This is a genomic window from Micromonospora sp. NPDC005252, assembly GCF_042872475.1.
Lineage (GTDB): Bacteria > Actinomycetota > Actinomycetes > Mycobacteriales > Micromonosporaceae > Micromonospora.
Genome location: NZ_JBIAKN010000005.1, coordinates 319,705 through 346,608, shown reverse-complemented (window position 1 = coordinate 346,608; position 26,904 = coordinate 319,705). Strand labels below are relative to the sequence as shown.

Here is a 26,904-nt window from a genome sequence, read left to right as displayed (position 1 = left end):
AAGCGGGAGGCCGGGTCGCCTCGGGCGGCCCGGCTCTCTCCGGTTTCCTTTCCGGTCCCTCTTGATAATTGAGCCGAAATCCGCACACTTGGTGCGGTGATGGCGGGGATCTGGTTGGACGTACTGGACGAGATCGCCCGGACGTGCAACACACACGGTCGCGGCGACCTGCTTCAGACGGTCCGACAGAAGCGTGCCCAACTGCTGGACCCGAAGCTGCGCGTCCTGGTCGTCGGCGAGCCGAACCAGGGCAAGAGTCAGCTCATCAACGCGATCATCAACGCGCCGGCCTGCCCGGTCGGTGACGGACGTACCACCGTCCTGCCGACCGTGGTGCAGCACGCCGAGGCCGCCTCCGCGGCCGTGGTCCAGGCGCCGCCGGTGTCGGGACGGCCCGCCGGCGCCGCGGGTGCCCCGGCCGCGACGCTGGTCGAGCGGACCCCCTTGGCGCTCGACCAGATCGCGGCCGGGGTGTCCGGCACGCTCGGGCGGCGGCCGGGCGGCGGTCCGGCGTACGTCAAGATCGGGTTGCCCCGCGCGTTGCTCGCCGCCGGACTGGTGCTGGTGGACACTCCCGGCACCGACCAGGTCGCGGCGCTCGGTGGGGCCGCGGAGGTCGCCGCCTCCACCCGCGCCGACGCCGTGCTGCTGGTCTCGGACTCGACCCGGGAACTCTCGGTCGCCGAGCTGGACATGCTGCTGCACGTCACGCGCTCGCAGCCGAACGTGGTGGTGGTGCAGAGCAAGACCGATCTCGTGGCGGACTGGCGTGCGGTGGCCGAGCGCAACCGGCAGCACCTCGCCGACGCCGGTGTCGCGGCGCCGCTGATTCCGGTGTCGGCGACCCTGCGGCTGCGCGCGGCGACGACCGACGATCGCGGTCTCAACGCCGAGTCCGGCTTTCCGGCGCTGATCGCCCGCCTGCAACGGGACCTGACCGGCAAGGCCGATCACCTGGCGCGGGCGTCGGTGCAGGCGGTGGCCCGTACGGTGGTGGAGCAACTGGCCGCGCCGCTGCGCGCCGAGCTGGCGACGCAGGAGGCCGAGGAGCAGTCCGGGCCGATCTCCCGGCTGCACGCCGCCCAGCGGGAGGTCGACGAGCTGCGCCGCTGCTCCACCCGGTGGCAGAACACGCTCGCCGACGAGATGGCCGACCTGCTCTCCGACATCGAGTACGACCTGCGCGACCGCACCCGCCAGATCCTGCGGGCCGTGGACGAGGCGTTCGACGCGGCGGACCCCCTCGTCGCCTGGGACACCTTCGCCGAGTGGCTGGAGCGCAGTCTCGTCGAGGCCGCGGAAGCCAACCACGAGTGGCTGATCCAGCGCTGCGACTGGATCGCCCGTCGGGTGGCGGCCAACTTCAACCGGTACGGCTACGACGTGCTGCCGCCCTGGTCGATGACGATGCCGGCGGATCTCGGCGACCGGCTGCCGGACCTGGAGCGACCGAGGATCGACAAGTTCACCACCGGCCAGAAGTTGTTCACCGGCATGAAGGGCTCGTACGGCGGCATGCTGATGTTCGGCCTCGCGACGACCCTGGCCGGAATGCCGATGATCAACCCGGTCTCGGTAGGCATCGGCGCGCTCTTCGGCGGCAAGAGCATCCGCGACGAGGGCAAGCAGTTGCTGCGCCGCCGCCAGGCGACCGTCAAAACGGCCATCCAGCGGCATGTCGACGAGTTCTTCGTCCGGATGGTCCGGGACTGCCGCGACGCCACCCGCCAGGTGCAGCGGATGCTGCGCGATCACTTCACGGGGCTGACCGAGGAGTTGCAGGAGGCCATCGTGCAGTCGTTCCGCAGCGCGAAGCAGGAGGCCGACACCGATGTCGCAGTGCGCGAGCAGCGGCAACGGGAGATCCGGCTGAAGATGACCCGCCTGGCCGCGCTCTACGAGCAGTCCCAGCAGTTGACCGGCGCCCGGTCCACCCCGGTGCTGCTGGAGCCCCGGGCATGACCGTCGGGGTGCGGCTGGACGAGGCGGCGTGGGGACTGCTGCACCAGGCCATGGACGTCTACCAGCACGACGCGCGGGCCGTCGGGCGGTTGCGGCACCAGGTGGCGCGGTTGGAGCAGCCGCTGCGGATCGCGGTGGCCGGCCCCTGGCGTGCCGGCAAGTCGACGGTGCTGAACGCGTTGATGGGGGAGGAGGTCGCGCCGGTCGAGGGCGCGGACGGCGTCTTCACCTGGTACGAGGACGGCGCTTCGCCACGCGCCACCGCCTACCCGGTGGGCCAGCCTCCCCAGGAGCTGACGGTGGTCAAGTCGGCGACCGGGATGCGGGTGGATCTCGGCTGGCGGGTCGGGGAGGTGCGCGACATCGTGGTGCGGTGGCCGACGCGGGCGTTGCGGCAGGTGACGCTGATCGACACCCCGGCGCTCGCGGCGGTCGACGAGCAGGGCCACGCGCCGGTGCTGGATCGCGTCCTGCGGGACTCGGACGCGGTGCTGTTCCTGACCCGCGACGGCCGCGACAGTGATCTGCGGGTGTTGGAGTCCGCTCGGGACAGTGTCGTCGGGCAGGCCGCCCCGGTGAACGTGATCATGGTGTTGTCCCGGGCGGACGAGGTGGGCGGCGGCCGGATCGACGGGCTGCTCACCGCCCGTCAGCTGGCCCGACGGCACCACCGGGATCCCCGGGTGGGCGCGCTGGCGGTGAACGTGGTGGCGTGCAGCGGGGCGATCGGCCTCGCGGGCCGGATGCTGAGCGAGTCCGACTTCGCCGCGCTCGCGGCGCTGGCCGGGGCGTCCCGCGCCGAGCTGGAGGCCCACCTGCTCTCCGCCGACCGTTTCGTCCGGGGCGAGCTTCCGGTGCACCTGGACTCCGAGGTGCGCGGCGGTCTGCTGGATCGGTTCGGGCTCTTCGGGATCCGGCTCGCGACGACCCTGGTGCGCGGTGGGTTCGACACCCGGGTGGCGTTGTCGGCCGAGCTGATCCGGCGCAGTGGGCTCACCGAGCTGCGGGAGTCGATGACCCGCTGTTTCGTCGATCGTCGCGACACGCTCAAGGCGCGCTCGGCACTGGCCGCGGTGGAGGCCCTGGTCCGGGCCGAGCCGGTGCGCGGGGCCGACGAGTTGGTCGGCGCCATCGAGCAGATCCTGGCGGGTGCGCACGAGTTCCGGGAGCTGCGCCTGCTGGTGGCGCTGCGCAACGCCCGTCTCGGTTTCGACGCCGAGTTGGCGGCCGAGGCGCAGCGGCTGGTGGGCGGCGAGGGGGTTGGTCTGGCCGCGCGGCTCGGTGTGGAGCACGAGGCGACAGTGCAGCGGCTCTGGGAGGTCGCCGCCGACGCCCAGTGGCGGTGGCGGGACCGGGCGGAGGATCCTTCGCTCCCGCTGGCCCAGCGCCGGGGCGCCGAGGTCGTGGTCCGCAGTTGCGAGGGGATGCTGGCCGAGCTGGCCGCGGGCGGTCGCTGAGCGCCGCCGGCCCTGGGCGCCCACCCCGGACGCCCCGGTCGGCGTGTTTCCTTCCGGTCAACCCATTGACAGGGCCGTGGTCGCGCGGAAGCATCTGCCCAACATCCACGGTTCTGCCCTCGCTTGTCACGCACGTCCGATGACAACGATGTCAGGTCCGACCCGTCCGTCCACGATCGACAGCAGCAGCCACCGTCCCCTTCCGCCCAGACGTACGACGTACTCGACCGGATCGAGTCGAAAGGCCCCGCCCCCATGCCGTATCTCCCTCGTGCGCGCACCGTGTCCCTCCGGATGGCAGCCGCGACCACCGCCGCCCTGCTGCCGCTGGGGCTGGTCGTCGCCGCGCCCCTGGCCAACGCCGCGCCCAGTGCCGCCCCACCGGGCTCCTTCAGCTCCTCGTTCGAGTCGGCCGACCCGCAACCCGCCACCAGCACCGTGGAGGTCGACAGGTCGGGCCGGCCCGTGCAGGGCAACCTGAGCGGATCGAGCAGCGCGAACCTGCCCGGCAGCCTGCTCGGCCAGGTCGATGCCGTGACCGCGAGCGCCCAGAACCCGCCGAACGAGATCGCGGCGAACCTCGCCGACGGCAACCCGTCGACCAAGTGGCTGGCGTTCGAACCGACCGGCTGGGTGACGTACCGGCTGGCGAAGCCGGCGGTCGTGGCGCGGTACGCGCTGACCTCTGCCGACGACGAACCGACCCGCGACCCCCGCGACTTCACCCTCCAGGGCTCCACCGACGGCAACACCTGGACGGACCTGGACCGGCAGACGCAGCAGCGCTTCGCCAAGCGGTTCGCCACCAACACGTACCGCGTCTCCAACACGACCGCGTACGGCTGGTACCGGCTGTCCATCTCCGCGAACTCCGGTAACTCCCTGACCCAGCTCGCCGGCTGGGACATCAGCGACGGCTCGGACGTCCGCCCGCCCGCCACGCCCATGGTCACCGGCGTCGGCCCCGGGCCGGTCGGCGGCTACACGACGAAGCCGAGCGCCGGCTTCACCGGGCTGGCCGCGCTGCGCTACTCCGGCGGAGCGGAGGCCGACGGCCGCTCGTACGCGACGAACAGGCTCTTCGACGTCGACATCCCGGTCGGGCCGAACACCCGCCTGTCCTACCGGATCTTCCCCGAGTTCACCGGCCAGGACGCCCGGTACCCGTCCACCTACGCGGCCGTCGACCTGCACTTCACCGACGGCAGCTACCTCAGCGGACGGTCGGCGGTGGACCAGCACGGTTACGCGCTGACGCCGGCCGGCCAGGGCGCGTCGAAGGTGCTCTACGCCGACCAGTGGAACGCGGTGCGCGCCGACATCGGCGCCGTCGCCCGGGGCAAGACGATCGACCGCGTCCTGCTCGCCTACGACAACCCGCAGGCGACCGGGGAGACCCGGTTCCAGGGCTGGCTCGACGACGTCGAGGTGACCGGTTCGCCGGCGGCGATCGACGGCTCCCGGCTGACCAACTACGTCGACACCCGGCGCGGGACCAACTCGACGGGCGGGTTCTCGCGCGGCAACAACCTGCCGATCACCGCGGTGCCGAACGGCTTCAACTTCTTCACCCCGGTGACCGACGCGACCTCCGACTCCTGGGAGTACGAGTACCACCGCGCCAACAACGCGGCCAACCTGCCCACGTTGCAGGGCCTCGCGATCTCCCACGAGCCCAGCCCGTGGATGGGCGACCGCAACCAGATGTCGGTGATGCCGGTGGCCGGCGACGGCCCCCTCACCGGGTCACCCGCCAGCCGCGCGCTCGCCTTCCGGCACGACGACGAGACGGCACAGCCGGACCTCTACCGGGTCACGACGCAGAGCGGTCTGGTGGCGGAGATGTCACCCACCGACCACGCCGGGATCATGCGGTTCACCTTCGGCCCCGGCCCGGCGACCGGAAGTCTCGTCTTCGCCAAGGGCACGTTCACCATCGGCGCCGACGGCACCTTCACCGGCTGGGTCGACAACGGAAGCGGCCTGTCCGCCGGGCGCAGCCGCATGTTCGTCTCCGGCGCCTTCGACCGCGCGCCGACGACGTCCACCGCGACGTCCGCCACCTTCGACGTCTCCGCCGAGCGGCAGGTGACGATGCGGATCGCCACCTCGTTCCTCTCCGTCGACCAGGCCCGCCGCAACCTCGACCTGGAGGTGACCGGCCGGAGCTTCGATGCGATCCGCGACGCCGCCACCGCCGCGTGGAAGGACCGCCTCGGCCGGGTCGAGCTGCGGGGCGCGACCGAGACCCAGCTGGTCACCATGTACTCGAACCTGTACCGGCTGAACCTGTACCCGAACTCCCAGTCGGAGAACACCGGCACCGCCGCCGCACCCCACTGGCAGTACGCCAGCCCGGTGTCCGCGCCGACCGGCACGTCGACCGCCACCCGGACCGGCGCGAAGATCGTCGACGGCCAGATCTACGTCAACAACGGCTTCTGGGACACCTACCGCACCGTATGGCCCGCCTACTCGCTGCTCTACCCGGACGTCGCCGCCAGGATCTCCGACGGTTTCGTCCAGCACTACCGTGACGGCGGCTGGATCGCCCGCTGGTCGTCGCCCGGTTACGCCGACCTGATGACCGGCACCAGCGCGAACGTGGCTCTCGCTCAGGCGTACCTCACCGGGGTCAAGCTGCCCGACCCGCTCGCGGCGTACGACGCGGCCGTCAAGGACGCGACCGTCGCGTCCGGGCGCGGCGCGGTCGGCCGCAAGGGCATCGAGACCTCGCTGTTCCTCGGCTACACGCCGACCTCCACGGGGGAGTCGGTGTCGTGGGCGCTGGAGGGCTACATCAACGACTACGGCATCGGCAACATGGCCGCCGCCCTGGCGAAGGACCCGGCCACGCCGAAGTCGCGGCGGGACCAGCTCAAGGAGGAGTCGCGGTACTTCCTGGAGCGTGCCCGCAACTACGTCCACCTCTTCGATGAGAAGACGAAGCTCTTCCAGGGCCGCGACGCCTCCGGCACGTTCCTCGCCGGTGACCCGCTGGACTGGGGTGGCGTCTACACCGAGACCAACGGGTGGAACTTCGCGTTCACCGCACAGCAGGACCCGCAGGGCCTGATCAACCTGTACGGCGGGCAGAAGGCCCTGCGCGACAAGCTCGACACCTTCTTCGCCACCCCGGAGAACGCCGACCGCCCCGGCGGCTACGGCGGAATCATCCACGAGATGCTCGAGGCTCGCGCGGTGCGCCTGGGTCAGCTCGGCATGAGCAACCAGCCGTCGCACCACATTCCGTACCTGTACGACATCGCCGGCGCGCCGGCGAAGACGCAGGCGATCGTGCGCGAGATCATGCAGCGCCTCTACGTCGGAAGCGAGATCGGCCAGGGCTACCTGGGCGACGAGGACAACGGGGAGATGTCGGCCTGGTACGTCCTCAGCTCGCTGGGCATCTACCCGTTGCAGGCGGGCTCGACCCACTGGGCCATCGGCTCGCCGCAGTTCACCAGGATGACCGTCCACCGCCCGACCGGCGACATCGTGGTCAACGCCGCGAACAACAGCACCCGCAACGTGTACGTGCAGAGCGTCAAGGTCAACGGCAAGAAGCAGCGCGAGGTGTCCGTCGACGTGTCCGCGCTCGCCCGGGGCGCCACGATCGACTTCCAGATGGGACCGAACCCGTCGTCCTGGGGCACCGGCCGCGACGACGGGCCGCCGTCGTTGACGAAGGGTGACGCGGCACCGGAGCCGTTGCAGGACGTCACCGGACCCGGTCTGGGCACCGCCACCGCCAGCGGCGGCCAGGACGCGTCGAAGCTGTTCGACGACTCGTCGACCACGCAGCTGACCGCGTCGTCGGGCACGCCGCAGATCAGCTGGGCCTCCCGTGGCGGCCGCCAGAAGCCGACGTACTACACGATTACCTCCGGCGCGGACGCCGGTGACGCGGCGGACTGGCGGCTGCAGGGATCCACCGACGGTCTCACCTGGAGCACCCTGGACTCCCGCGCGGGCGAGGTGTTCCGCTGGCGCAACCAGACCCGGCCGTTCCGGATCGACAAGCCGGGGCGGTACTCCCAGTTCCGCCTCGTCGTGACGAAGACCGTCGGCGCAGCGCAGCCGACCCTCGCCGAGATCGAGCTGCTCGCCGGCGGCGACCTCGACCTGGGCGGCGGCGACATCACGGTGACCGCCACGGACGGCGCGCACGCGCTCTCCGGCGCACCCGCGACGGTGGCGCTGGCCACGGTCACCGGCGGCGCCGCCGACGACTACTCGGCGACGATCGACTGGGGTGACGGCTCACCGGCCACCGAGGGCACCCTGACGCTGAGTTCACGGGCCGTCTACCGCGTCAGCGGCGAACACACCTACGCCACGCCCGGCTACCACCAGGCGAACGTCACCGTCACCGACGGCACCAGCCAGGGCTCGGTGACGGTCGGCGTCGACGTCGCGTACGCGCCACAGAACGGTCTCGCCGCGGCGTTCGACACCGTGTGCGTCGGCGACGAGGGCACCCTCGCGGCGGACTGCGACGCGAAGTCGTGGGCGTACTCGCGGGCCGCCCTGGCCGCGGCCGGCGTGACCCAGGGTCAGCGGCAGCAGGTGCCGGGCACGGCGCTGGGCTTCACCCTGCCGCAGATCCCGGCCGGGCAACCGGACAACGCCACCGGCAACGGCGCGACGATCGCTCTGCACCTGCCGTCCGACGCCCGGACCATCTCGTTCATCGGCGCCGGCACGCAGGGCAACCAGAGCACCGCCGGCACGGTGACGTTCAGCGACGGCAGCACCGCCAGCATCCCGATCCAGTTCAGTGACTGGACGCTGGGCGGCAACGCCAACGGCACCCCGTCGTACGGCAACATCGTGGTCGCGAAATCCGCGTACCGGCTGAGCGGCACGAGCCGCGACGGCGCGCAGCCGTTCCTGTTCGCCACCACGCCGTACCAGATCCCGGCGGGTAAGACGCTGGTCTCGGTGACCCTGCCGACGCAGACCGGCGATCCCCGCTCCGCGGGCCGGATCCACGTGTTCGCCGTCGCCGACGACGGCACGCCGGCCGCCGCGCTGGCGACCACCGCCCCCGCCGACCAGAGCGTCGACGCCGGGCAGGTCCTCGCGGCGAACCTCGGGTCGGTGACCGGCGGTGTCCCCGGCGCGACCGGCTACCGCGCCCGCGTCCAGTGGGGCGACGGCACGGTTCCGGACGACGTGACGGTCGGCGCGGCCGGCGCGCTGAGCGGCCAGCACACCTACGCGCGGGAGGGCACCTACACGGTGCACGTCACGGCGTGGGACACGCTGTCGAGCAGCACCACCACCTTCACCGTTACCGTCCGGCGTGCCGGGCCGCAGCCGACGCTCGCGGTGTCCGGGGCTCAGCCGGTCGTCGCCGGTGACGCGGTCACGGTCGACGGCAGCGGGTTCGCCGCCGGCGAGCGGGTGACGGTGGTTCTGGCCGCCGGCACGACGCGGAGCGTGACGGTCTCGGCGTCCGCGACGGGCACGGTCCGCGCCTCCGTCGCGACGTCGGGGGACACGACCCCGGGCCGGTACGCCGTCAGCGCCACCGGCGCGTCCTCGGGTACGCCGGCGACGGCCACCGTCCAGGTGACCGCGCGTCCGGCGGGCCCGGCCTACCAGCCGCGGGTGTCGCTGCCCACGACGTCCGGACCGCGCGGTATGTCGATCACGGTCGACGGTTCCGGGTTCGCGCCGAACGAGGCGATCACGGTCAGCGTCAGCGACGGTCGTGCGGTCGGCACGGTACGCGCGAACGGCGACGGCGTGGTCTCCGGCGCGACCGTCACCGTTCCGGATTCGGCGCAGCCGGGCGTGACCAGTGTGACGCTGTCCGGCGCCACGTCGGCGACGGCGGTGTCCCGACCGTTCACGGTCACCGGCGCGAAGTAAGCCGGGAACAACACAGTCGGGGGGGGGGGGGGGGCGCGGCCGCCCCCCCCCCCCCCGGGGGGGCCCCCCCCCCCCCCCCCCCCCCCGCCCCCGCCGGGCCGCCGGGGCGGGGGCGTGGGGCCGGGGGGCGGCCCCCGGGGGGGGGGGGGGGTGCCCCCCCCGGTCCCGGCCCCCGGCCGCACACCCCCCCCCCACCCCCGCGGGGGGGGGGGGGGCGCCCCCCCCCCCCCCCGACACCCGTTCTGGGCCCGCCCGATCTCGACCCCGAGACTCGCGCGCGTCACGCGTCGTGGTCGTGCGTCGCGGGTCGCGCGGCCGCCGGTCTTGCGTGGCCCTGTCGCCCGGCGCGGCGGGCGAGGGCGCGTCGCCCGTGAGGCACATACCTCAGAGTCATATTCATACCTCTGCGGTATGTCGCTCACCGGTCTGTACGCCTGCCGGCAGCCCGACCCCACCGCTTCCATGCCGCCCCGAATCTGGGGCAGCTCTACAGGGGCCGTGGTCGACAGTCGTCACCCGCTCGCGGGTGCCGGAGGCGCGCTCAGGCGGAGCCGCCACCGTGGGCCCTGGCCGGTGAGCCGGACGACCGCCAACGGCTCGACGTCCAACTGCCGGTACGTCGCCAGCGGTAGTCCCAGGGCGTGCACGACCGCGACCCGGATCACGAGCGGGTGGGTGACGGCCGTGACCCGTCGGCCGAGGCCGCGCTGTTGGTCCAGCCAGCGGCCGACGCGCTCGCGTAGGGCGGCGACGGACTCGCCCCCGTGCGGCGCGGCGTCCGGGGTGGACAGCCACTCGTGCAGCGCGTCGGGCTGCGCGGCGCCGATCTCCTTCAGCGACCGGCCGGTCCAGTCGCCGTAGTCGCAGTCGGCCAGCGCCGTCTCCACAGCGGGCGCGAGACCGAGGGCGTACGCGGTCTGGACGGCCGCCGCCGCGGGGCTGGACAGGCAGGCGTCGGTGTCGCCCGACGGCGCCCGCCGGCCCAGCACGGTGGGGGACAGGGCGAGGGCGGCGCTGCGGCCACCCTCGTCCAGTGTGTCGTCCCCGCCGAACCGGGCCCGCCGCAGGGCGGCGGTGTGACCGTGGGCGACCAGCCGCAGGCTGGTGGCGTTCACCCGGCCAGTCGTGCGTCGGTTACCGCGCGCTGCCGGTGCATCAGGGCGGCGAAGAGCAGGCCGATCCCGGTCCACAGCACCACCTGGGTGCCGAGGGAGGCGAGCCGGAAGCTCCACAGCAGCGTGGCGGGGAAGTCCCCCGGGACCTCCTGGAACGACGGCAGCACCACGTAGGCCACGCCGGTGACCAGCAGGAACCCGCCGACCGCCGCGGCGGCGCGCAGCCACACCGGCGCCTGCTCGCCGACCGACCGGTAGCCCAGCGAACCGGACCAGACCGCCACCAGGCCGAGGACCACCAGCAGCAGGTAGGTGACCGTGCGCTGGTTGATGGTGGCCGGGTCGCCGACGGCCGGCGGGTTCGGCGGGTACTTGAGGAACGGCACGATCACCGCGCCGAGCAGCGCGCCGCCGGCCAGCAGCAGGCCGGACCACCCGTCGTCAACCGTGCGCCGCCGCCGGTTCAGCAGGACGTACGCGGTGGCCAGCAGGCCACCCATCGCGGCCCCGAACAGGGCGGTGGCCAGGAACAGCCCGCCGTGCTGGCCGTTCCTGCTGACCAGAGCGTCCTCGTCGTGCTGGTGCCCCCCGGTGGCGGGTTCGGCGTGTGCCGCCGCCTCCTCGATGGCGATGGCCGCCTCGACGTGGGGTTCGCCGACGACGTAGGCGAACGTTCCGGCGAGCAGGCCGGCCACCAGGCCGGCGAGCAGCCCGCGCAGGAGAACCGTGACGAACGTGGGTGCGGTGCCGGTGCCGCTCAGTGGCACGGGACACCGAGCAGGTGCCGGCCGTCGTGCATCAGCTCGTGCAGGTACGTCCCGCTGCGCGAGACCGCGCCCTGGTCGAAGGCGACGAGATAGGCCAGCAAGGTGAGCACGGCGACGGTGGCCAGGACCGTCCACAGGAGACGGGTCGGGGCAGCGGGGTGCACCAGCGGCTGGCTGGACGTGGAACTGGACATGCGTGCACGAACCTCCTCGGGGATGACGCGTCCCCATCGCAAGGCTGCGGACGACCGAGCGTCCTGGCTCGCGGCCCCGGGGTCGGGGACCGCTCACAGTGGCGCGACCGCGCCGGATTCTCACCGGCTTCCCTCGCGTCGCCGCAGATAGTGGGTCGACCGTATCGGTGCCGGTTCGGTCGGTCAAGCCGACGGCGGTGTCCGAACGCGACCCCGCCGGATGCTCGCGCGTCTGCCGTCGCCGACGGATCGACGACGGCCGTCAGCGGCGACCGCGACACGCCCGGACCCGACATGTGGGGTGTGACAAACCCAGTCGCCCCTATATATGGTGTCGACCGCAGCTGGTTCGGCCACTCATCCCAGGGCGGCCGAGGCAAGAGGGAACCCGGTGGAATTCCGGGACTGCCCCGCAGCGGTGAGTGGGAACGACAGCCGTCATCAGCACTGGGCCGCCACCTGGCCTGGGAAGCGACGGCCAGTAGGGGACCGGGTGAACCCCGGTCGTGCCCGCGAGTCCGAAGACCTGCCAGCGCGCCGCGTACCCGCATCCGGGTGGGCGGTGGTCCGAGGCCGCGTGGGACGGCCGACGCCTTTCGGATCCGCGCCGCCGGCGTGGCGTCCGCCGGTGTCGGTCTCCTCGTGCCGAGGGCCATCAGGTCCTCAAGCTCGCGAGGAGTGAGTGGTGACAGTTACCGAGGTAGCCGCGGCCGGCGGCGAGACGGCCCTGCGGCGTACGCCGGGGCAGGTCCGCGAACGCGGCGGCGCCAGCGAGCCGGTGGACGTGCGCAGGCTCGTCGCCGAGGTCGAGCGCTGGGCCGACGACCTGCCCGACGTCGACCCGCTGCGGGTGGCGACCCGCACGATCAGCGGCCTGTACGACGGCGCGACGACAGCCGAGCTGGACCGGCTGACCATCCAGACCGCTGCCGAGATGATCGGTACGGAGCCGCAGTACTCGCGCCTCGCCGCCCGGCTGCTGGCCAGCCACATCGACCGGGAGGTACGCCGACAGGGCGTCACCTCGTTCAGCGCGGCGATCCGGACCGGCCACGCGCAGGGGCTGATCGGAGACGAGACCGCCGCGTTCGTCGCCGCGCACGGCAGCTTGCTCGACGACGCCGTCGACGCCGACGGCGACCGCCGCTTCGAGTACTTCGGGCTGCGTACGGTCTACGACCGGTACCTGCTGCGCCACCCCACCAGCCGGCTGGTGCTGGAGAGCCCGCAGTACTGGCTGCTGCGGGTGGCCTGCGGCCTGTCCCGTACGCCGGACGAGGCGGTCGACTTCTACCGGCTGATGTCCAGCCTGGCCTACCTGCCCAGCTCACCCACGCTGTTCAACTCCGGCACCCGGCACACGCAGATGTCCTCGTGCTACCTCGTCGACTCGCCGCGCGACGAGTTGGACTCGATCTACCAGCGCTACGCCCAGGTCGCGAACCTGTCCAAGTTCGCCGGTGGCATCGGCATCGCGTACTCCCGGGTCCGGTCCCGGGGCGCGCTGATCCGCGGCACCAACGGGCAGTCCAACGGGATCGTGCCGTGGCTGCGTACGCTCGACGCGAGCGTCGCCGCGGTCAACCAGGGCGGCCGGCGCAAGGGCGCGGCCTGCGTCTACCTGGAGCCGTGGCATCCGGACATCGAGGAGTTCCTGCAACTGCGGGACAACACCGGCGAGGACGCCCGGCGTACCCACAACCTAAACCTCGCCAACTGGATCCCGGACGAGTTCATGCGCCGGGTCGAGGCCGACGAGGTGTGGTCGCTGTTCGACCCGGACGAGGTTCCCGAGCTGCCCGACCTGTGGGGGGAGCGGTTCGACGCCGCGTACCGGGCGGCCGAGGCACAGGGCCGCTACGTGCGGCAGGTGCCGGCGCGGGAGCTGTACGGGAAGATGATGCGCACACTGGCCCAGACCGGCAACGGCTGGATGACCTTCAAGGACGCGGCCAACCGGCTGTGCAACCAGACGGCCGAGCCGGGCAACGTGGTGCACCTGTCCAACCTGTGCACCGAGATCATCGAGGTGTCCAGCGACGCCGAGACCGCGGTGTGCAACCTCGGCTCGGTGAACGTCGCCGCCCACCTGACCGGGAGCGGCATCGACTGGCCGCGACTGCGCGCCACGGTCCGGACCGCTGTGACGTTCCTCGACCGGGTCATCGACATCAACTACTACCCGACATCGCAGGCGGCGGCGAGCAACCCCCGTTGGCGGCCGGTCGGGCTCGGGCTGATGGGCCTGCAGGACGTGTTCTTCGCACTGCGGCTGCCGTTCGACTCGCCGGCCGCGCGGAAGCTGTCCACCCGGATCAGCGAGGAGCTGTACCTGACCGCGCTGGAGACCTCCGCCGACCTGGCGCGTGAGTTCGGCGCCCATCCGGCGTACGCCCAGACCCGGGCCGCGCGGGGCCAGCTCCAACCCGACCTGTGGGGTGTCGAGGGTACGCAGACCGCGCGCTGGGCCGCGCTGCGCCAGCGGGTCGGGGAGTACGGGCTGCGCAACTCGCTGCTGGTGGCGGTCGCGCCGACCGCGACCATCGCCTCGATCGCCGGGTGTTACGAGTGCATCGAGCCGCAGGTCTCGAACCTGTTCAAGCGCGAGACCCTGTCCGGGGAGTTCCTCCAGGTCAACACGGCCCTGGTCCGCGAGCTGAAGGCGCGTGGCCTGTGGACCGAGCAGATCCGGTCGGCGATCCGGCGCGCGGAGGGGTCGGTGCAGGACGTCGTGGAACTCCCGGCCGACGTGCGGGAGCTGTTCCGCACCGCGTGGGAGCTGCCGCAGCGGGCGCTGATCGACCTGGCCGCCGCCCGCGCCCCGTTCATCGACCAGTCCCAGTCGCTGAACCTGTTCCTGGCCTCGCCCACCATCGGCAAGCTCTCCTCGATGTACCTGTACGCCTGGAAGACCGGGCTGAAGACCACCTACTACCTGCGCTCCCGTCCCGCCACACGCATCCAGCAGGCCACCGTCACGCCCGCCGCCGTCGCCCTCGTCACGCCGTCGACGAGTGACGCCGAGGCGCTGGCCTGCTCGCTGGAGAACCCCGAGTCGTGCGAGGCGTGCCAGTGACCGTCTCCGACACCGCCGCCGACGCGAGGACCACGCACATGCTGCTCGACCCCGGGATGGATCTCACTCTCCGCCCGATGCGCTACCCGCACTTCTTCGACCGGTTCCGCGCCGCCATCCGCAACACCTGGACGGTCGAGGAGGTCGACCTGCACGCCGACCTCGCCGATCTGGACAGGCTGTCGCCGGCCGAGCGGCACCTGGTCAGCCGCCTCGTCGCGTTCTTCGCCACCGGCGACACGATCGTCGCCAACAACCTCGTGCTCAACCTGTACCAGCACGTCAACAGCCCGGAAGGCCGCCTCTACCTGTCGCGGCAGCTGTTCGAGGAGGCCGTGCACGTCCAGTTCTACCTCAACCTGCTCGACACGTACGTGCCCGACGAGACCGAGCGGTTCGCCGCCTTCGCCGCCATCGAAAACATCCCCTCGATCCGCCGCAAGGCCGAGTTCTGCTTCCGCTGGATCGACTCGCTGGGGGAGTTGCGCGAGCTGCGGACCCGGGACGACCGGCGCGCGTTCCTGCTCAACCTCATCTGCTTCGCCGCCTGCATCGAGGGATTGTTCTTCTACGGCGCGTTCGCGTACGTCTACTTCCTGCGCTCCCGCGGCCTGCTGCACGGCCTGGCCTCCGGCACCAACTGGGTCTTCCGCGACGAGTCGATGCACATGGCGTTCGCGTTCGACGTGGTGGACACCGTGCGTGCCGAGGAGCCCGACCTGTTCGACGACGATCTCGCCGACCAGGTTCGCCAGATGCTCACCGAGGCCGTCGAGTGCGAGGTCCAGTTCGCCGAGGACCTGGTGGGTCAGGGCGTGCCCGGTCTCACCCGGGCGGACATGCGGGAGTATCTCCAGCACGTCGCCGACCGCCGTCTCGTCCAGCTCGGGATCGCCCCGCACTACGGGTCCGCCAACCCGTTCGCCTTCATGGAGTTGCAGGACGTCCAGGAGCTGTCCAACTTCTTCGAGCGGCGGGTGTCGGCGTACCAGGTGGGAGTGACCGGGACGGTGGCCTTCGACGACGACTTCTAGGACCCCCACCCCACCCCCTCCCCACCCCGTCGACCAGGAAGTTGCTGCTCCCCTATCGGCGTGTCAGGGGCACCAAATTCATGATCAACGTCGGCGGCGGGCGAGGTGGGGATGGGGTGGGGGTGTTCTTGGGGGTGGAGTGACCCTCAGGCGGGGGAGCAGGTCGGAGTGATGGTCGGCGGACTGGTGGTGGCGCTCGTGCTGAGGTAGCCCGCGGTGGTGGACGTTCCCGGCGCGAGCTGCCCGTTGTAGGCGGCGTTCGCGACGGTCACCTGGTTGCCCGTCTGGGTGAGGGTGCCGTTCCAGACCTGTGACACCGTCTGCCCACTGGGGAGGGTGAAGGTGACCCGCCACCCGGCGAGCGACGAGGCCCCGGCGTTGGTGACCGTCAGCCGTCCTTCGAATCCGCCCTGCCACGTGTTGACCACGGTGTTGGTCACCGCGCAGGACTGCCCAGCCGGGACCGTCGGCGTCGGCGTCGGCGTGGGAGTGGGCGTCGGGGTGGGGGTCGGAGTCGGCGTCGGAGTCGGCGTCGGAGTCGGCGTCGGAGTCGGCGTCGACGTCGCGGTGGGGGTCGGGGTGGGCGTCGTGGTGCCGGCGGGCTGGAACTGCCACCAGTTGAAGTTGAACAGGTTGCCGCTGCCGCCGGTGAAGCGCAGGTACAGGTCCTGGGTCCCGGTGGCGCCGCTGACCGGGCAGGAGATGGTCTGCCAGGTCTGCCACCCGCCGGTGCCCGGCACCGCGCAGCTGCCCACCCGGGTGCCGGTGGGGCTACCGAGGCGCAGTTCGATCGTGCCACCGGACGTGGCCGAGGCGACCCGGGCGGAGAAGGACGTCGCGCCCGTACCGAAGCCCACGCCCTTGACCTTGATGTAGTCCCCGTTCTCGATGAACCCGACGTTCATCCCGCCCTCGCTGGCCGGCTCGGTCTCGATGCCGGAGCCCCAGGCGATGGTCTCGGCCTCCTGCCGCCCGTACGGGTTCAGGGTGCCGATCTGAGGGGCGCCCGTCGTGGTCATGTTGATCGTCGGGATGGTGCCGTTGGTGTTGTAGGTGAACTTCTCCACGGCCACCGAGCGGGTGTAGCCGCCGCCACCGGGCAACGCTCCGTTGTGGTAGAAGAAGTACGAGCCGCCGTTGAAGTCGATGACTCCGGGGTGGTTGGTGAAGCTCGCGCCCTGGCGGGGCATGACCGTCCCGCGGTAGGTCCAGGGGCCGGTCGGGCCGGTCGCGGTCGAGTAACCGATGAACTCGGAGCAGCACTCCGCCGCGAACACGTTGTAGTAGATACCGTTGCGCTTGTAGACCCACGGGCCCTCTTCGTAGAGGGTCGGCCGGCTCGCGTTCCCCGTCCGGGTGCCGAACCCGGCGGTGGTGAGCGGAATCTTGGTGGCGCTGCCGCTGTAGGAGATCATGTCCGCGTTCAGCCGGACGTACCACAGGTTCGGGTTGCCCCAGTACAGGTACGCCTGGCCGTCGTCGTCGATGAAGACGGTGGGGTCGATCTCGCCGTTGCCCACCAGCGGACGGCCGATGGCGTCCCGGAACGGCCCGGTGGGGCTGTCGGCGACCGCGACGCCGATGGCCATCGAGTTGGTCGCCCGGGCGGTCACCGGCACGTACCAGTAGAACTTGCCGTTGCGGGCGACGACCTGGCCGGCCCACGCGTTGGCGCTCGCCCAGCTGAAGGTGCTGAGGCTCAGGGGCGAGCCGTGGTCGGTCCAGTTGACCATGTCGGCCGACGACCACACCCGCCAGTCCTTCATGGTGAAGTACGTGGAGCCGTCCTCGTCGTGGCCGGTGTAGAGGTAGACCCGTCCGTTGTGCACCAGGGGAGCCGGGTCGGCGGTGTAGATGTGCTGGACGATGGGGTTGTCCGCGTGGGCGGCCGTGGCCGGCGTCAGCGTCGAGATGAGCAGCAGGCTCACGAGCCAGGCGACGCCGCGCCGGAGCCGGTTCTTCGTCCGTGGTGGCGGTGTGGGGTGCATCGGTACCTCCAGGGTGGGTCACGACGGGCGGGCACGGTTCGCCGCTCTCGCTGGCGGGTGCCGCGTGTCGTCGCGGGTCGCTTCGGGACCTCGGTGGTGGCCGTGCCGCGAGAGCGGCAGGAGGGATCGGGGGTCCACCATGGCTCCCGCGCGCGGCGTCCCGCCGTTGTCAACGGCGGTGGTCAACGTCCCTGAGGGAGGCCCGGACACCCACCAGCGGGCGTTGGTCATGCGCGACTCCATCGACCTCGGCGGATCGAGTGGAGCGGTGAAGCGTGCCCTTCGCCTCTGCGGCCCGAGGGTAGTCTGTTATCGCTAACATTCTCAAGCGATGGATAAATCTGGATTTCCGCGCCGCCGTCGCAGGCCGGTCGGACCGGGGTCGCCAACGTCCGGCGACCGGGTCGTCAGCGCTGCAGCCGCGTCGGGCTGCCCGGCCCGCTGCGCCGGACGAGCCACGCCTCGGTGATGTGCGTGAACATCGCCTGCGCGGCGCCGTCGGGGTCGTGGGCGGCGATGCGCTCGTAGATGCGCCGGTGGCCCTGGTTCGACGCCACGCACATGGCCCGCTCCGGCTGGCCCATGTAGCGCGCGGTGTTGACGACCTGGCTCTCCAGGGACCGGACGACGCCCCGGGCGATGCGGTTGCCCGACGCCTGCATGACCGTGTCGTGGAAGGCGCGGTCGTGCTCCTGGTAGGTGACGTGGTCGTCCACCAGTTCGTCCATCCGGTCCACCAGGGCCCGCAGCCGGTCGACGGTCTCCTCGTCGGCGAGCCGCGCGGCCACGTTGGCCATGTCGGACTCCAGCACCCGCCGGGTGACCACCAGGTCGTCGAGGATCGCCAGGGTGTCGTCCTCGGCGATGGTCGCCGCGAGGACGAGTTCGTCGAGCATGTCCCACGCCGAGGGCGGGGTGACCAGCGTTCCGCTGCCCTGGCGGACCTGCACGAGCCCCTTCTCCTGCAGGATCTTCACCGCTTCCCGGATGACCGTCCGGCTCACCGAGAAGGTCTCGCAGAGCACCGGCTCGGGGGGCAGCGGTGTTCCCGAGGGGTGAACTCCCTGGACGATCCGGGTCACCAGCTCGGCGGTGATCGCCTGAGCCAGGTTGGCCGGGCGACGGGCCCAGGTCGGTGCCGCCCCGCCGTTGACGGTCGACTGGTTCGATGTCGTCACGTTCACCTCCGCGTAGCCGCGGGAGCGGGCCCACGAGTCCGCCCCCAGTGTACGGGCAACCGTTGACGTCAGACGTCATACGAGTTACGTTCTCGTCAATCTTGCATCGACGGCCGGTCCCTCGGCCACTCCCCATATGAAGGTGAGCAACGATGAAGCAACGAGCAGTGTGGTCCGCGGTCCTCGTTGCAGGGCTGGCCCTGACTGGCTGTGGAAGCGCGACAGGTTCGGGTTCATCGTCCGGAGGCTCGGACAAGAAGTTGGTCGTCTGGGACTGGAAGTCCGGCGAGGCCAGCTCCGCGCAGTACGTGGAGAAGGCCAAGGCCGACTTCGCCAAGAAGCACAAGGACGTCAAGGTCGAGTTCGTGGCCCAGCCGTTCGATCAGTACTACACGCTGCTGGGCGCGGCCATCCAGTCGGGCAAGGGGCCGGACGTCATCCTGTTCAACGGTGGCGGTCAGATCCGCGACCGGGTGGACTCGCTCCAGCCGCTCGACGAGTACGTGAGCGAGGACCGGCAGCGGCTGGCCGGCTGGGAGGCGTTCGCCAAGGACGGCAAGACCTACGCCGCTCCGGTGACCCTGCAGGGCCACCCGATCTACTACAACAAGGCGCTCTACGAGCGTGCCGGCCTCGACCCGGCGAAGCCGGCCACGACGTGGCAGGAGTTCATCGCCAACTGCGCCACCATCACCAAGGCCACCGGCGCCAAGTGCTTCGCCGTCGGCAACAAGGAGGGCATCGGCATCCAGTTCTTCCTGTCGGCCCTGGCGTCGGGCGTCCTCACCCCGCAGGAGTACGACAACTGGATCGCCGGCAAGCGCGACTGGAACTCGCCGAACGTGAAGCGGATCTTCGAGCTGTGGAAGGAGACCGGCACCGCGAAGCTGAACAACGACGGAGCCAACTCCACCGCGATGTTCAACGACGCCTTCGCCGTCTTCCAGTCCGGTAAGGCCGCCCACATCATCGGTCTGATGTCGGACATCGGGCACTGGAAGGACTTCAACGAGTTCATCACGCCGGAGAAGCTCGGCGTCATGATGGCCCCGACCGTGACCAGTGGTGCCACCCCGAGCCTGCCGTACGACGGCGGTATCGGTTACGCGGTCGCGAAGTGGACCAAGGACCCGAAGGTGGCCGCCGACCTGGTGCGCTCGCTGACCTCCACCGACGCCCTGAAGGCGTTCTACGCCAACGCCGGCGCGATCACGGCCGACACGACCATCGACGTGTCGCAGGCTGGGCCGGCCGTCACCACGATCGTCGGCGCGCTCAAGACCGGCAAGCCGGCGCCGCACGTGGCGCTCTCCTCGAAGGCGCTCGACCTGATGGGCAGGCTCTCCCAGCAGCTGCTCAGCGGGTCGATCAGTGTCGACGAGGTCGTGAAGCAGATGGCCGCCGTGGACACGGCGGGCTGATCTCGTGTCGATCGGTAAGTCGCTCTCGTCGGTCCGTTCGGCCTCGGCCGGGCGGACCGACGGGTTGCCACCCGTACCATCGCCGTCTCGTGGCCGCGCCGTTTCCCGGCGCGCCGCCAGCGGCCGTCGCGCCGAGCTGCTCGCGCCCTTCGTGCTGGTCGCCCCGGCCGTCCTGATCCTCGTGCTGCTGCGGCTGTGGCCGCTGCTACTCGGCGTCAACTTCTCCTTCACCGGCGACGGCGACCGCGACGGGGCGATGGTCGGCTTCGACAACTACGTCGACCTGCTCCACGATCCGCTGTTCCAACAGGCGCTGCGCAACGTGGGGCTGCTGGTGCTGCTCCTGCCGGTGGCGGTGGCCATCCCGGGCCTGCTCGCCACGTTCATCTACCTGCGCGTGCCGGGGCACCGGTTCTACCGCAGCGTCTACTTCTTCCCGGCCGTGCTGTCTCCGGTCATCGTCGGCGCGATCTTCAACCTGCTGCTCTCGTTTGACGGTCCTGTCAACGTTGTCCTGTCCTCGGTGGGCATCGGGCCGGTGGACTGGCTCGGTGATCCGGACGTCGCCATGTTCGCGGTCGTCGGCGTACACGTGTGGGCGACCTTCGGCATGGCCCTGGTCGTGTTCCTCGCGGGCTTCGCGACCCTGGACTCCGCGCTGCTGGACGCCGCGCGGGTGGACGGCGCGTCACTGGCCCAGGTCATCTGGCACGTGATCATCCCCAGCCTCTCCCGCACCATCCAGTTCGTCTTCGTGACCACGATGATCGGGATGCTGACGTCCATGTTCGGCCTGCTCTACGTCATGACCAGTGGCGGCCCGGAGGGCTCGACGTACCTGCCGGAGTACTACATCTGGATCCAGCAGGGGCAGATGAACCGGCCGGCGCTCGCGTCGGCCGCGTCCACCGTCCTCTTCGTCATCATGCTCGTCGTCGGGCTGGTGCAACTCAAGCTGCTCCGACGAGCGGGGAGGGAAGACTGATGTCCCGCGTCCGACTGGGCAGATGGTTGCTCGTGATCCCGATGGGGCTCCTCGCGCTCGCGACGATCTACCCGCTGCTGTTCACCGCGAACGTCGCCATGAAGACCCGCCGGGAGTACATTCTCGACCGGTTCTCCCTGGCGGACGCGCTGCGCTTCGAGAACATCACCACCGCGTGGACCAGCGTCGGCATGGGCCGCTACGCCGCCAACTCGGTCCTCGTGGTGGCCTGCTCGGTGTTCCTGCTGCTGCTGTTCGGGTCGATGGCCGGCTTCGCGCTGAGCCAACTGCGCTTTCGGGGCTCGACGGCGCTGTTCATCGGCTGCCTCGCGGCGCTCTTCATCCCCTTCCAGGTGATCATGGTGCCGCTGGCCCGGGTCATGGCGGACAGCGGTCTCGTCGACACGTACCCGGGGCTGATCCTCGCGTACGTCGCGCAGTTCCTGCCCTTCACGGTCTTTTTGATGACCAGCTACTACAAGACCATCCCGGCGGAGATCGTCGACGCGGCCCGGATCGACGGCAACACCGTGTACGGCGTCTATCGGCGGATCATGCTGCCGCTGGGCGCTCCGGCGCTGCTCTCGGTCGGCATCCTCAACACGCTTTTCTGCTGGAACGACGTGCTCATCTCGCTGCTGCTGATGCCGTCGGCCGACCACCGCACCCTCATGGTCGGGGTGACCTCGCTGCGGGGGCAGTACTCCGAGGACATTCCGACGTTCGCCTCCGGGGTGCTCATCGCCGCGATCCCCGTCCTGGCGGTCTACCTGTTCCTTCAGCGCCAGATCGCCGACGGCGTCTCCGCTGGTTCCACGAAAGGCTGACATGCGCATCACCGGGTATCGAACCCTGACGACGGTCCAGGAGTGGGGCCGGCCCGTCGGCGACGCCAACGGCGTGTTCCCCGACGGCGTCACGACGGTGCCGATCACCATCGTCGAGACCGACGGGGGGATCAGCGGCGTCGGCCTGGGCCCGCACGTGGAGATCGACAAGATCTTCCCGGCCATCGAGGGGGAAGATCCCCGCGCGGTGACCAGCCTGTACGACCGGATGCTCCGGCACACCTTCAAGGCCGGTCACGGCGGGCTGGTGTTCGGGACGATCGGCGCACTGGACACGGCCCTGTGGGACATCAAGGCGCAGCTCGCCGGTGAGCCGCTCTGGCGGCTGCTCGGCGGGCGGGACCGACGCGTCCCGGCCTACGCGTCCGGCCTCGACATCGGTCTGACCGACGACGAGCTGGTCGCGGAGTACGAGGTCTACGCGGGGTACGGCCTGCGTGCCGCGAAGCTCAAGGGCGGCCTCGACATCGAGCGGGACCGGCACCGGCTCGCGCTGGTGCGGGAGGTGCTGACCGAGGCGGGCCACGGCCGGCGGCCCGGTCTGATGCTCGACGTCAACGAGGCGTGGTCGCGCAAGCAGGCCGTCCGGCACGTGGCCGAGCTGGAACGCACCCTCGATCTGATCTGGATCGAGGAGCCGGTCCGCCGCTGGGACGCCGAGGGTCTGGCCGCCGTCGGCCGGGGCGTCCGAGCGTCGATCGCCACCGGCGAGAACCTCACCGGGCTGGAGCAGTACCGTCCGCTGATCGGGGCGGGCGCGGTCGACATCGTCCAGATGGCCGCCGTCTGGGGTGTCACCCACTTCCTGCGGGTGGCGGCCCTGGCGCATGCCCATGACCTGCCGGTCAGCCCCATCGGCAACATCCCGGTCGGGCTGCTGCACGCCGCTACCTCGGTGCCGAACCACCTGGTCAGCGAACTACAGGATCTGCGGCCGCCGGCGGGCATCGGCCTCGACCTGCACGTCGAGGACGGCGCCTTCATTCTCGGCGACACACCGGGCCTGGGCATCCGGGTCGACGAGGCGGTGATCGCGGCGGCCGGACAGCGGGCCGGCAGCCCTGCCGCCGGCAGCCCGAACGTCCGACCGGAGCGGGCGGGCAAACGCCTGCTTGCGGTGGCCGAGCACATGCCCACCGTCGCACCGGTCCGGGTCGAGGCCCTGCTCGCCGATGCCGTCGGGTCCCAGAACGACGTGGCGCCCCTGCGGCATTGAGCCGGCCCGCCCGCAAGCGACCGCTGGACCAGGATTGGTCGGATGATTACCGTGTCGATGGCGCCGACACGACGGATGCGGATCTGGCCGCCCCTGGCATACGCACCCGTACGAACCAACGACGTTGAGACGGAGCAGCAGTGAAGGCAGTTGTCTACCGGGGTGCGCGTGATCTCGGGATCGAAGACCGTGCCCCAGAACCGCCGGGCCCCGGCCAGGTGCGGATCGCGGTGGCGTACACCGGGATCTGCGGCACGGACCTGCACATCTTCCACGGCGACATGGACGCCCGGGTGGGCGCGTCGGCGGTGCTTGGACACGAGATGTCGGGCCGCGTCGCCGCGCTGGGCGACGGCGTCACCGGGCTGACCGTCGGGCAGCCCGTCACCGTGATGCCAACCCGCGCCTGCGGGCAGTGTGCGGCGTGCCGCCGCGGCAATTCGCACATCTGCCACGCGATGGACTTCCTCGGCATCGACTCGCCCGGCGCGATGCAGTCGTCGTGGACGGTGCCGGCCGAGTTGGTGCTTCCGCTCCCCGACGATCTGCCGCTGGACCACGCGGCGCTCGTCGAGCCGGTCGCGGTGGCGGTGCACGACGTCGGACGGGCGAAGGTGGCGTCCGGAGAGCACGTGGTCGTCGTCGGCGGCGGTCCGGTGGGCGTCCTCATCGCGGCCGTCGCCCGGGCGCGTGGGGCACAGGTCCTGCTCGCCGAACCGGACGGCTTCCGGCGCGGGGTCGCGTCGGGGATCGGGATCGAGGCCGTGGATCCGGGGCCGACCGATGTGGTGGCGCTCGTCAACGAGCGGACCGGGGGCGCGGGCGCGGACGTCGCGTTCGAGGTGTCCGGTTCCGCCGCCGGGGTCGGCACGGCCGTGGATGTGCTGACCACCCGGGGCCGGCTGGTGATGGTGGCGATCCACCCGCAGCCGCGTCCGGTGAACCTGCACCGGTTCTTCTGGCGCGAGCTGGAGCTGCTGGGCGCGCGGCTGTACCAGCGCGAGGACGTGGTGGAGGCGATCCGGCTGGTCGCGGCGGGCGTCATCCCGGCCCGGGAGCTGATCTCCCGGGTGCTGCCCGTGGCCGGTGTCACGGACGCGTTCACGGCTCTGGAGGGTGGCGGCGGCGTCATGAAGGTGCTGCTCGACTGGCGGGAGGAGGGCCGATGAGCGCCCTGTTCGACCTGACGGGACGTACCGCGTTGGTGACCGGCGCCCGGCGGGGGATCGGCCTGGCGATGGCGGAGGCCCTGGCGGTGGCCGGCGCGGACATCATCGGGGTGTCGGCGCAGTTGGAGTCCGAGGGCAGTGCGGTGCAGCAACGGGTCGAGGCGGCCGGTCGCCGGTTCACCGGCATCCGGACGGACCTGGGCGACCGGGCCGCGGTGTACCGGTTGGCCGAGGAGGCCGCGGCGGTGGCGCCGGTGGACATCCTGGTGAACAACGGCGGCACGATCGCCCGGGCGCCGGCCGCCGAGCACCCCGACGAGATGTGGGACCGGGTGTTGCAGGTGAACCTGTCCAGCCAGTTCGTGTTGAGCCGGGAGATCGGTCGGCGGATGGTCGACCGGGGCCGCGGAAAGATCATTTTTACCGCCTCGCTGCTGAGCTTCCAGGGCGGCATCAACGTCGCGAGCTACACCGCGGCGAAGTCCGGCCTCGCCGGGCTGACCAGAGCCCTGTCCAACGAGTGGGCGGGCCGAGGGGTGAACGTCAACGCGATCGCGCCCGGCTACATCGCCACCGACAACACCCAGGCGCTCCGCGACGACCCCGCGCGCAACGACGCGATCGTGGGCCGGATCCCGGCCGGCCGGTGGGGACGCGCCGACGACCTGGCCGGCGCCACAGTGTTCCTGGCCGCCGCGGCCTCGGACTACGTGCACGGCACCGTCCTGCCCGTCGACGGCGGGTGGTTGGGCCGATGACGCAGCAGACCTCGCCGGCCGGCCGCCCCGGCATCGTCGACGCGCACCACCACCTCTGGGTCCGTGCGCGACACCCGCAGCCCTGGATCGACCCGGACACGATGGCGGCGATCGACAACGACTTCACCCCGGCGGATCTCGCCCCGGCGGCGCGGGCCGCGGGCGTCACCGAGACCGTCGTCGTGCAGTCCATCGCCTCCGTGACGGAGACGGAGCACCTGCTGGGCATCGCGGCCGACGACCCGCTCATCAGCGGGGTCGTCGGCTGGGTCAACCTCACCGCCGACGACATCGACGAGCGCCTCGACCGGCTCCGCACGGCACGCGGCGGAGAGCGGTTGGTCGGCATCCGGCACCTGGTCCAGTCCGAACCCGACCCGGCGTACCTCGACCGACACGACGTCCGGCGGGGCATCGCGGCGGTCGGCGCGGCCGGTCTCGCCTACGATCTGCTGGTCCGCGACCACCAACTGCCGGCGGCCACCCGGCTCGTCCGCGACCTGCCCGAGGTGTCGTTCGTCCTGGACCACCTCGCCAAACCGGCGCTCGGCACGGGGAGCCTCGGCGACTGGCCGGCCAACCTGCGGGCGCTCGCCGCCCAACCGAACGTCACCGCGAAGCTCTCCGGTCTGGTGACCGAGGTGGACGGATCATCCTGGACGGCCGACGACCTGCGGCCCGCCGTCGACCACGCGCTCGACGCGTTCGGACCGGCCCGGCTCATGTTCGGCTCGGACTGGCCGGTGTGCCTGCTCGCCAGCTCCTACACCCGGTGGGTCGCCGTGCTCGCCGACCTGGTGGCACCACTCGGTGACGAGGAGCAGGCGGCGATCTGGCGGGAGACCGCCCACCGCGCGTACCGGCTGGAGGCGTCATGACGGACCGAGCGCTGCCCCGCCGGCCGGCGATCCGCCTCACCACGCTGGGCTTCGGCGCGGCGCAGGGCGGCAACCTGTTCCGGGCGACGTCCGACGACGAGTTCGCCGCGGCCGTCGACACCGCCTGGGCCGCCGGCATCCGGTACTTCGACACCGCGCCGCACTACGGCCTCGGCCTGTCCGAACGGCGGCTGGGCGCCGCGCTGCGGTCCCGGCCGCGCGACGAGTACGTGGTCTCGACGAAGGTCGGGCGGCTGCTCGTACCCTCGCCGGAGACCGCGGGGGAGCGCGATTCGCAGGGCTTCGACGTGCCGGCCGAACTGCGGCGGGTCTGGGACTTCAGCCGCGACGGCGTACGCCGGTCGTTGGAGGCCAGCCTGGAACGCACCGGCCTGGACCGCGTGGACGTGGTGTACCTGCACGACCCGGACGAGCACTGGGAGCAGGCCGCGTCCGAGGCGGTACCCGCGCTGGTGGAGCTGCGCGACCAGGGCGTCATCGGCGCGATCGGGGCCGGCATGAACCAGTCGGCGATGCTGGCCCGGTTCGTCGCGGAGACCGACATCGACGTGGTCATGTGCGCCGGCCGGTACACCCTTCTCGAACAGGGCGCGCTCGACGACCTGCTGCCCGCCGCGCAGGCCCGTGGGGTCGGCGTGGTGATCGCCGGGGTCTACAACTCGGGGCTGCTGGCCCGCGACCAGCCACCGGCCGACGCGGTCTACAACTATCAGCAGGCGCCGCCGGAGCTGATCGAGCGGGCGCGGCGGATCGCGGCGGTCTGTCAGGCGTACGGCGTCACCCTGCCGCAGGCGGCGTTGGCGTTCGTCCGTCGGCATCCGGCCGTGGTCTCGACAGTGGTCGGCCTGCGCGACGCAGCCCAGGTGACCGAGACCCTGCGCCGGTCGGACGCGGACGTGCCGGAGCAGCTCTGGGCGGCGCTGCGCGACGCCGGGCTGCTCGGCGGGTGACGACCCA

At 71.4% G+C, this 26,904-nt stretch carries 18 protein-coding genes and 2 riboswitches; of the genes, 13 read left to right on the top strand and 5 right to left on the bottom strand.

The genetic code is table 11. From position 1 onward, the window contains the following. Positions 1 to 99: 99 nt before the first annotated feature. The 3 genes from ACFYPH_RS17690 (at position 100) to ACFYPH_RS17680 (ending at position 9,299) form a co-directional block, all read left to right on the top strand. Complete coding sequence (locus tag ACFYPH_RS17690) at positions 100 to 1,962, top strand: dynamin family protein (protein WP_387182899.1); 1,863 nt, start codon at positions 100 to 102, stop codon at positions 1,960 to 1,962. Beyond that, on the top strand, positions 1,959 to 3,419 hold the full coding sequence (locus tag ACFYPH_RS17685) for a GTP-binding protein (RefSeq protein ID WP_355068759.1): 1,461 nt from the start codon (positions 1,959 to 1,961) through the stop codon (positions 3,417 to 3,419). The genes ACFYPH_RS17690 and ACFYPH_RS17685 overlap by 4 nt, the downstream gene beginning before the upstream one ends. 294 nt (positions 3,420 to 3,713) lie before the next feature. After that, on the top strand, positions 3,714 to 9,299 hold the full coding sequence (locus tag ACFYPH_RS17680) for a GH92 family glycosyl hydrolase (RefSeq protein WP_387182896.1): 5,586 nt from the start codon (positions 3,714 to 3,716) through the stop codon (positions 9,297 to 9,299). Between the two features lie 512 nt (positions 9,300 to 9,811). Here the strand turns inward: ACFYPH_RS17680 and ACFYPH_RS17675 are convergent. Genes ACFYPH_RS17675 through ACFYPH_RS17665 form a run of 3 tightly spaced genes read right to left on the bottom strand, consistent with a single transcriptional unit; the run spans position 9,812 to position 11,375 of the window. Beyond that, positions 9,812 to 10,414 (bottom strand): histidine phosphatase family protein, encoded by a 603-nt coding sequence (locus ACFYPH_RS17675; protein WP_355068755.1) that lies wholly within the window; start codon positions 10,412 to 10,414, stop codon positions 9,812 to 9,814. After that, a complete protein-coding gene (locus ACFYPH_RS17670; protein WP_355068753.1) occupies positions 10,411 to 11,181 on the bottom strand; it encodes a CbtA family protein in 771 nt (256 codons plus the stop codon). Before ACFYPH_RS17670 ends, ACFYPH_RS17675 begins: the two co-directional genes overlap by 4 nt. Next, positions 11,172 to 11,375 (bottom strand): CbtB domain-containing protein, encoded by a 204-nt coding sequence (locus tag ACFYPH_RS17665; protein WP_039906051.1) that lies wholly within the window; start codon positions 11,373 to 11,375, stop codon positions 11,172 to 11,174. Before ACFYPH_RS17665 ends, ACFYPH_RS17670 begins: the two co-directional genes overlap by 10 nt. A gap of 58 nt (positions 11,376 to 11,433) precedes the next feature. After that, positions 11,434 to 11,507: riboswitch (cobalamin riboswitch) on the bottom strand. Between the two features lie 196 nt (positions 11,508 to 11,703). Then, positions 11,704 to 11,924, top strand: a riboswitch (cobalamin riboswitch). 178 nt (positions 11,925 to 12,102) lie between these two features. Between ACFYPH_RS17665 and ACFYPH_RS17660 the strand changes: the two genes are divergently transcribed. Then, entirely contained in the window at positions 12,103 to 14,451 is a 2,349-nt protein-coding gene (locus tag ACFYPH_RS17660; protein WP_387183151.1) for a ribonucleoside-diphosphate reductase subunit alpha, read from the top strand. Between the two features lie 38 nt (positions 14,452 to 14,489). Continuing rightward, positions 14,490 to 15,485 (top strand): ribonucleotide-diphosphate reductase subunit beta, encoded by a 996-nt coding sequence (locus tag ACFYPH_RS17655; RefSeq protein WP_354859910.1) that lies wholly within the window; start codon positions 14,490 to 14,492, stop codon positions 15,483 to 15,485. Between the two features lie 146 nt (positions 15,486 to 15,631). On the opposite strand, the gene ACFYPH_RS17650 is transcribed toward ACFYPH_RS17655, so the two are convergent. Next, the gene (locus ACFYPH_RS17650) at positions 15,632 to 17,473 is read right to left on the bottom strand and encodes a family 43 glycosylhydrolase (protein WP_387182891.1); all 1,842 of its coding nucleotides are present in this window, start codon (positions 17,471 to 17,473) and stop codon (positions 15,632 to 15,634) included. 407 nt (positions 17,474 to 17,880) lie between these two features. Beyond that, positions 17,881 to 18,651, bottom strand: coding sequence for a FadR/GntR family transcriptional regulator (locus tag ACFYPH_RS17645; RefSeq protein ID WP_354859888.1), 771 nt, complete (start codon positions 18,649 to 18,651; stop codon positions 17,881 to 17,883). A gap of 152 nt (positions 18,652 to 18,803) precedes the next feature. Here ACFYPH_RS17645 and ACFYPH_RS17640 point away from each other — a divergent pair, with 152 nt between their 5' ends. From ACFYPH_RS17640 to ACFYPH_RS17605, 8 genes are all read left to right on the top strand, one after another. Continuing rightward, the gene (locus ACFYPH_RS17640) at positions 18,804 to 20,072 is read left to right on the top strand and encodes an extracellular solute-binding protein (protein WP_355136676.1); all 1,269 of its coding nucleotides are present in this window, start codon (positions 18,804 to 18,806) and stop codon (positions 20,070 to 20,072) included. Positions 20,073 to 20,076: 4 nt separating this feature from the next. Then, a complete protein-coding gene (locus tag ACFYPH_RS17635) occupies positions 20,077 to 21,057 on the top strand; it encodes a sugar ABC transporter permease (RefSeq protein WP_355136678.1) in 981 nt (326 codons plus the stop codon). Continuing rightward, entirely contained in the window at positions 21,057 to 21,884 is an 828-nt protein-coding gene (locus tag ACFYPH_RS17630) for a carbohydrate ABC transporter permease (protein ID WP_355136680.1), read from the top strand. Before ACFYPH_RS17635 ends, ACFYPH_RS17630 begins: the two co-directional genes overlap by 1 nt. 1 nt (position 21,885) lies before the next feature. Beyond that, positions 21,886 to 23,121, top strand: a complete 1,236-nt coding sequence (locus tag ACFYPH_RS17625) for a mandelate racemase/muconate lactonizing enzyme family protein (protein ID WP_354859897.1) — start codon at positions 21,886 to 21,888, stop codon at positions 23,119 to 23,121. 140 nt (positions 23,122 to 23,261) lie between these two features. Then, complete coding sequence (locus tag ACFYPH_RS17620) at positions 23,262 to 24,290, top strand: zinc-binding dehydrogenase (protein ID WP_387182885.1); 1,029 nt, start codon at positions 23,262 to 23,264, stop codon at positions 24,288 to 24,290. Beyond that, on the top strand, positions 24,287 to 25,048 hold the full coding sequence (locus ACFYPH_RS17615) for an SDR family NAD(P)-dependent oxidoreductase (RefSeq protein WP_355068740.1): 762 nt from the start codon (positions 24,287 to 24,289) through the stop codon (positions 25,046 to 25,048). Before ACFYPH_RS17620 ends, ACFYPH_RS17615 begins: the two co-directional genes overlap by 4 nt. Next, positions 25,045 to 25,926 (top strand): amidohydrolase family protein, encoded by an 882-nt coding sequence (locus ACFYPH_RS17610; RefSeq protein ID WP_355068738.1) that lies wholly within the window; start codon positions 25,045 to 25,047, stop codon positions 25,924 to 25,926. Before ACFYPH_RS17615 ends, ACFYPH_RS17610 begins: the two co-directional genes overlap by 4 nt. Next, on the top strand, positions 25,923 to 26,897 hold the full coding sequence (locus tag ACFYPH_RS17605; protein ID WP_387182881.1) for an aldo/keto reductase: 975 nt from the start codon (positions 25,923 to 25,925) through the stop codon (positions 26,895 to 26,897). Before ACFYPH_RS17610 ends, ACFYPH_RS17605 begins: the two co-directional genes overlap by 4 nt. Positions 26,898 to 26,904 lie beyond the last annotated feature (7 nt).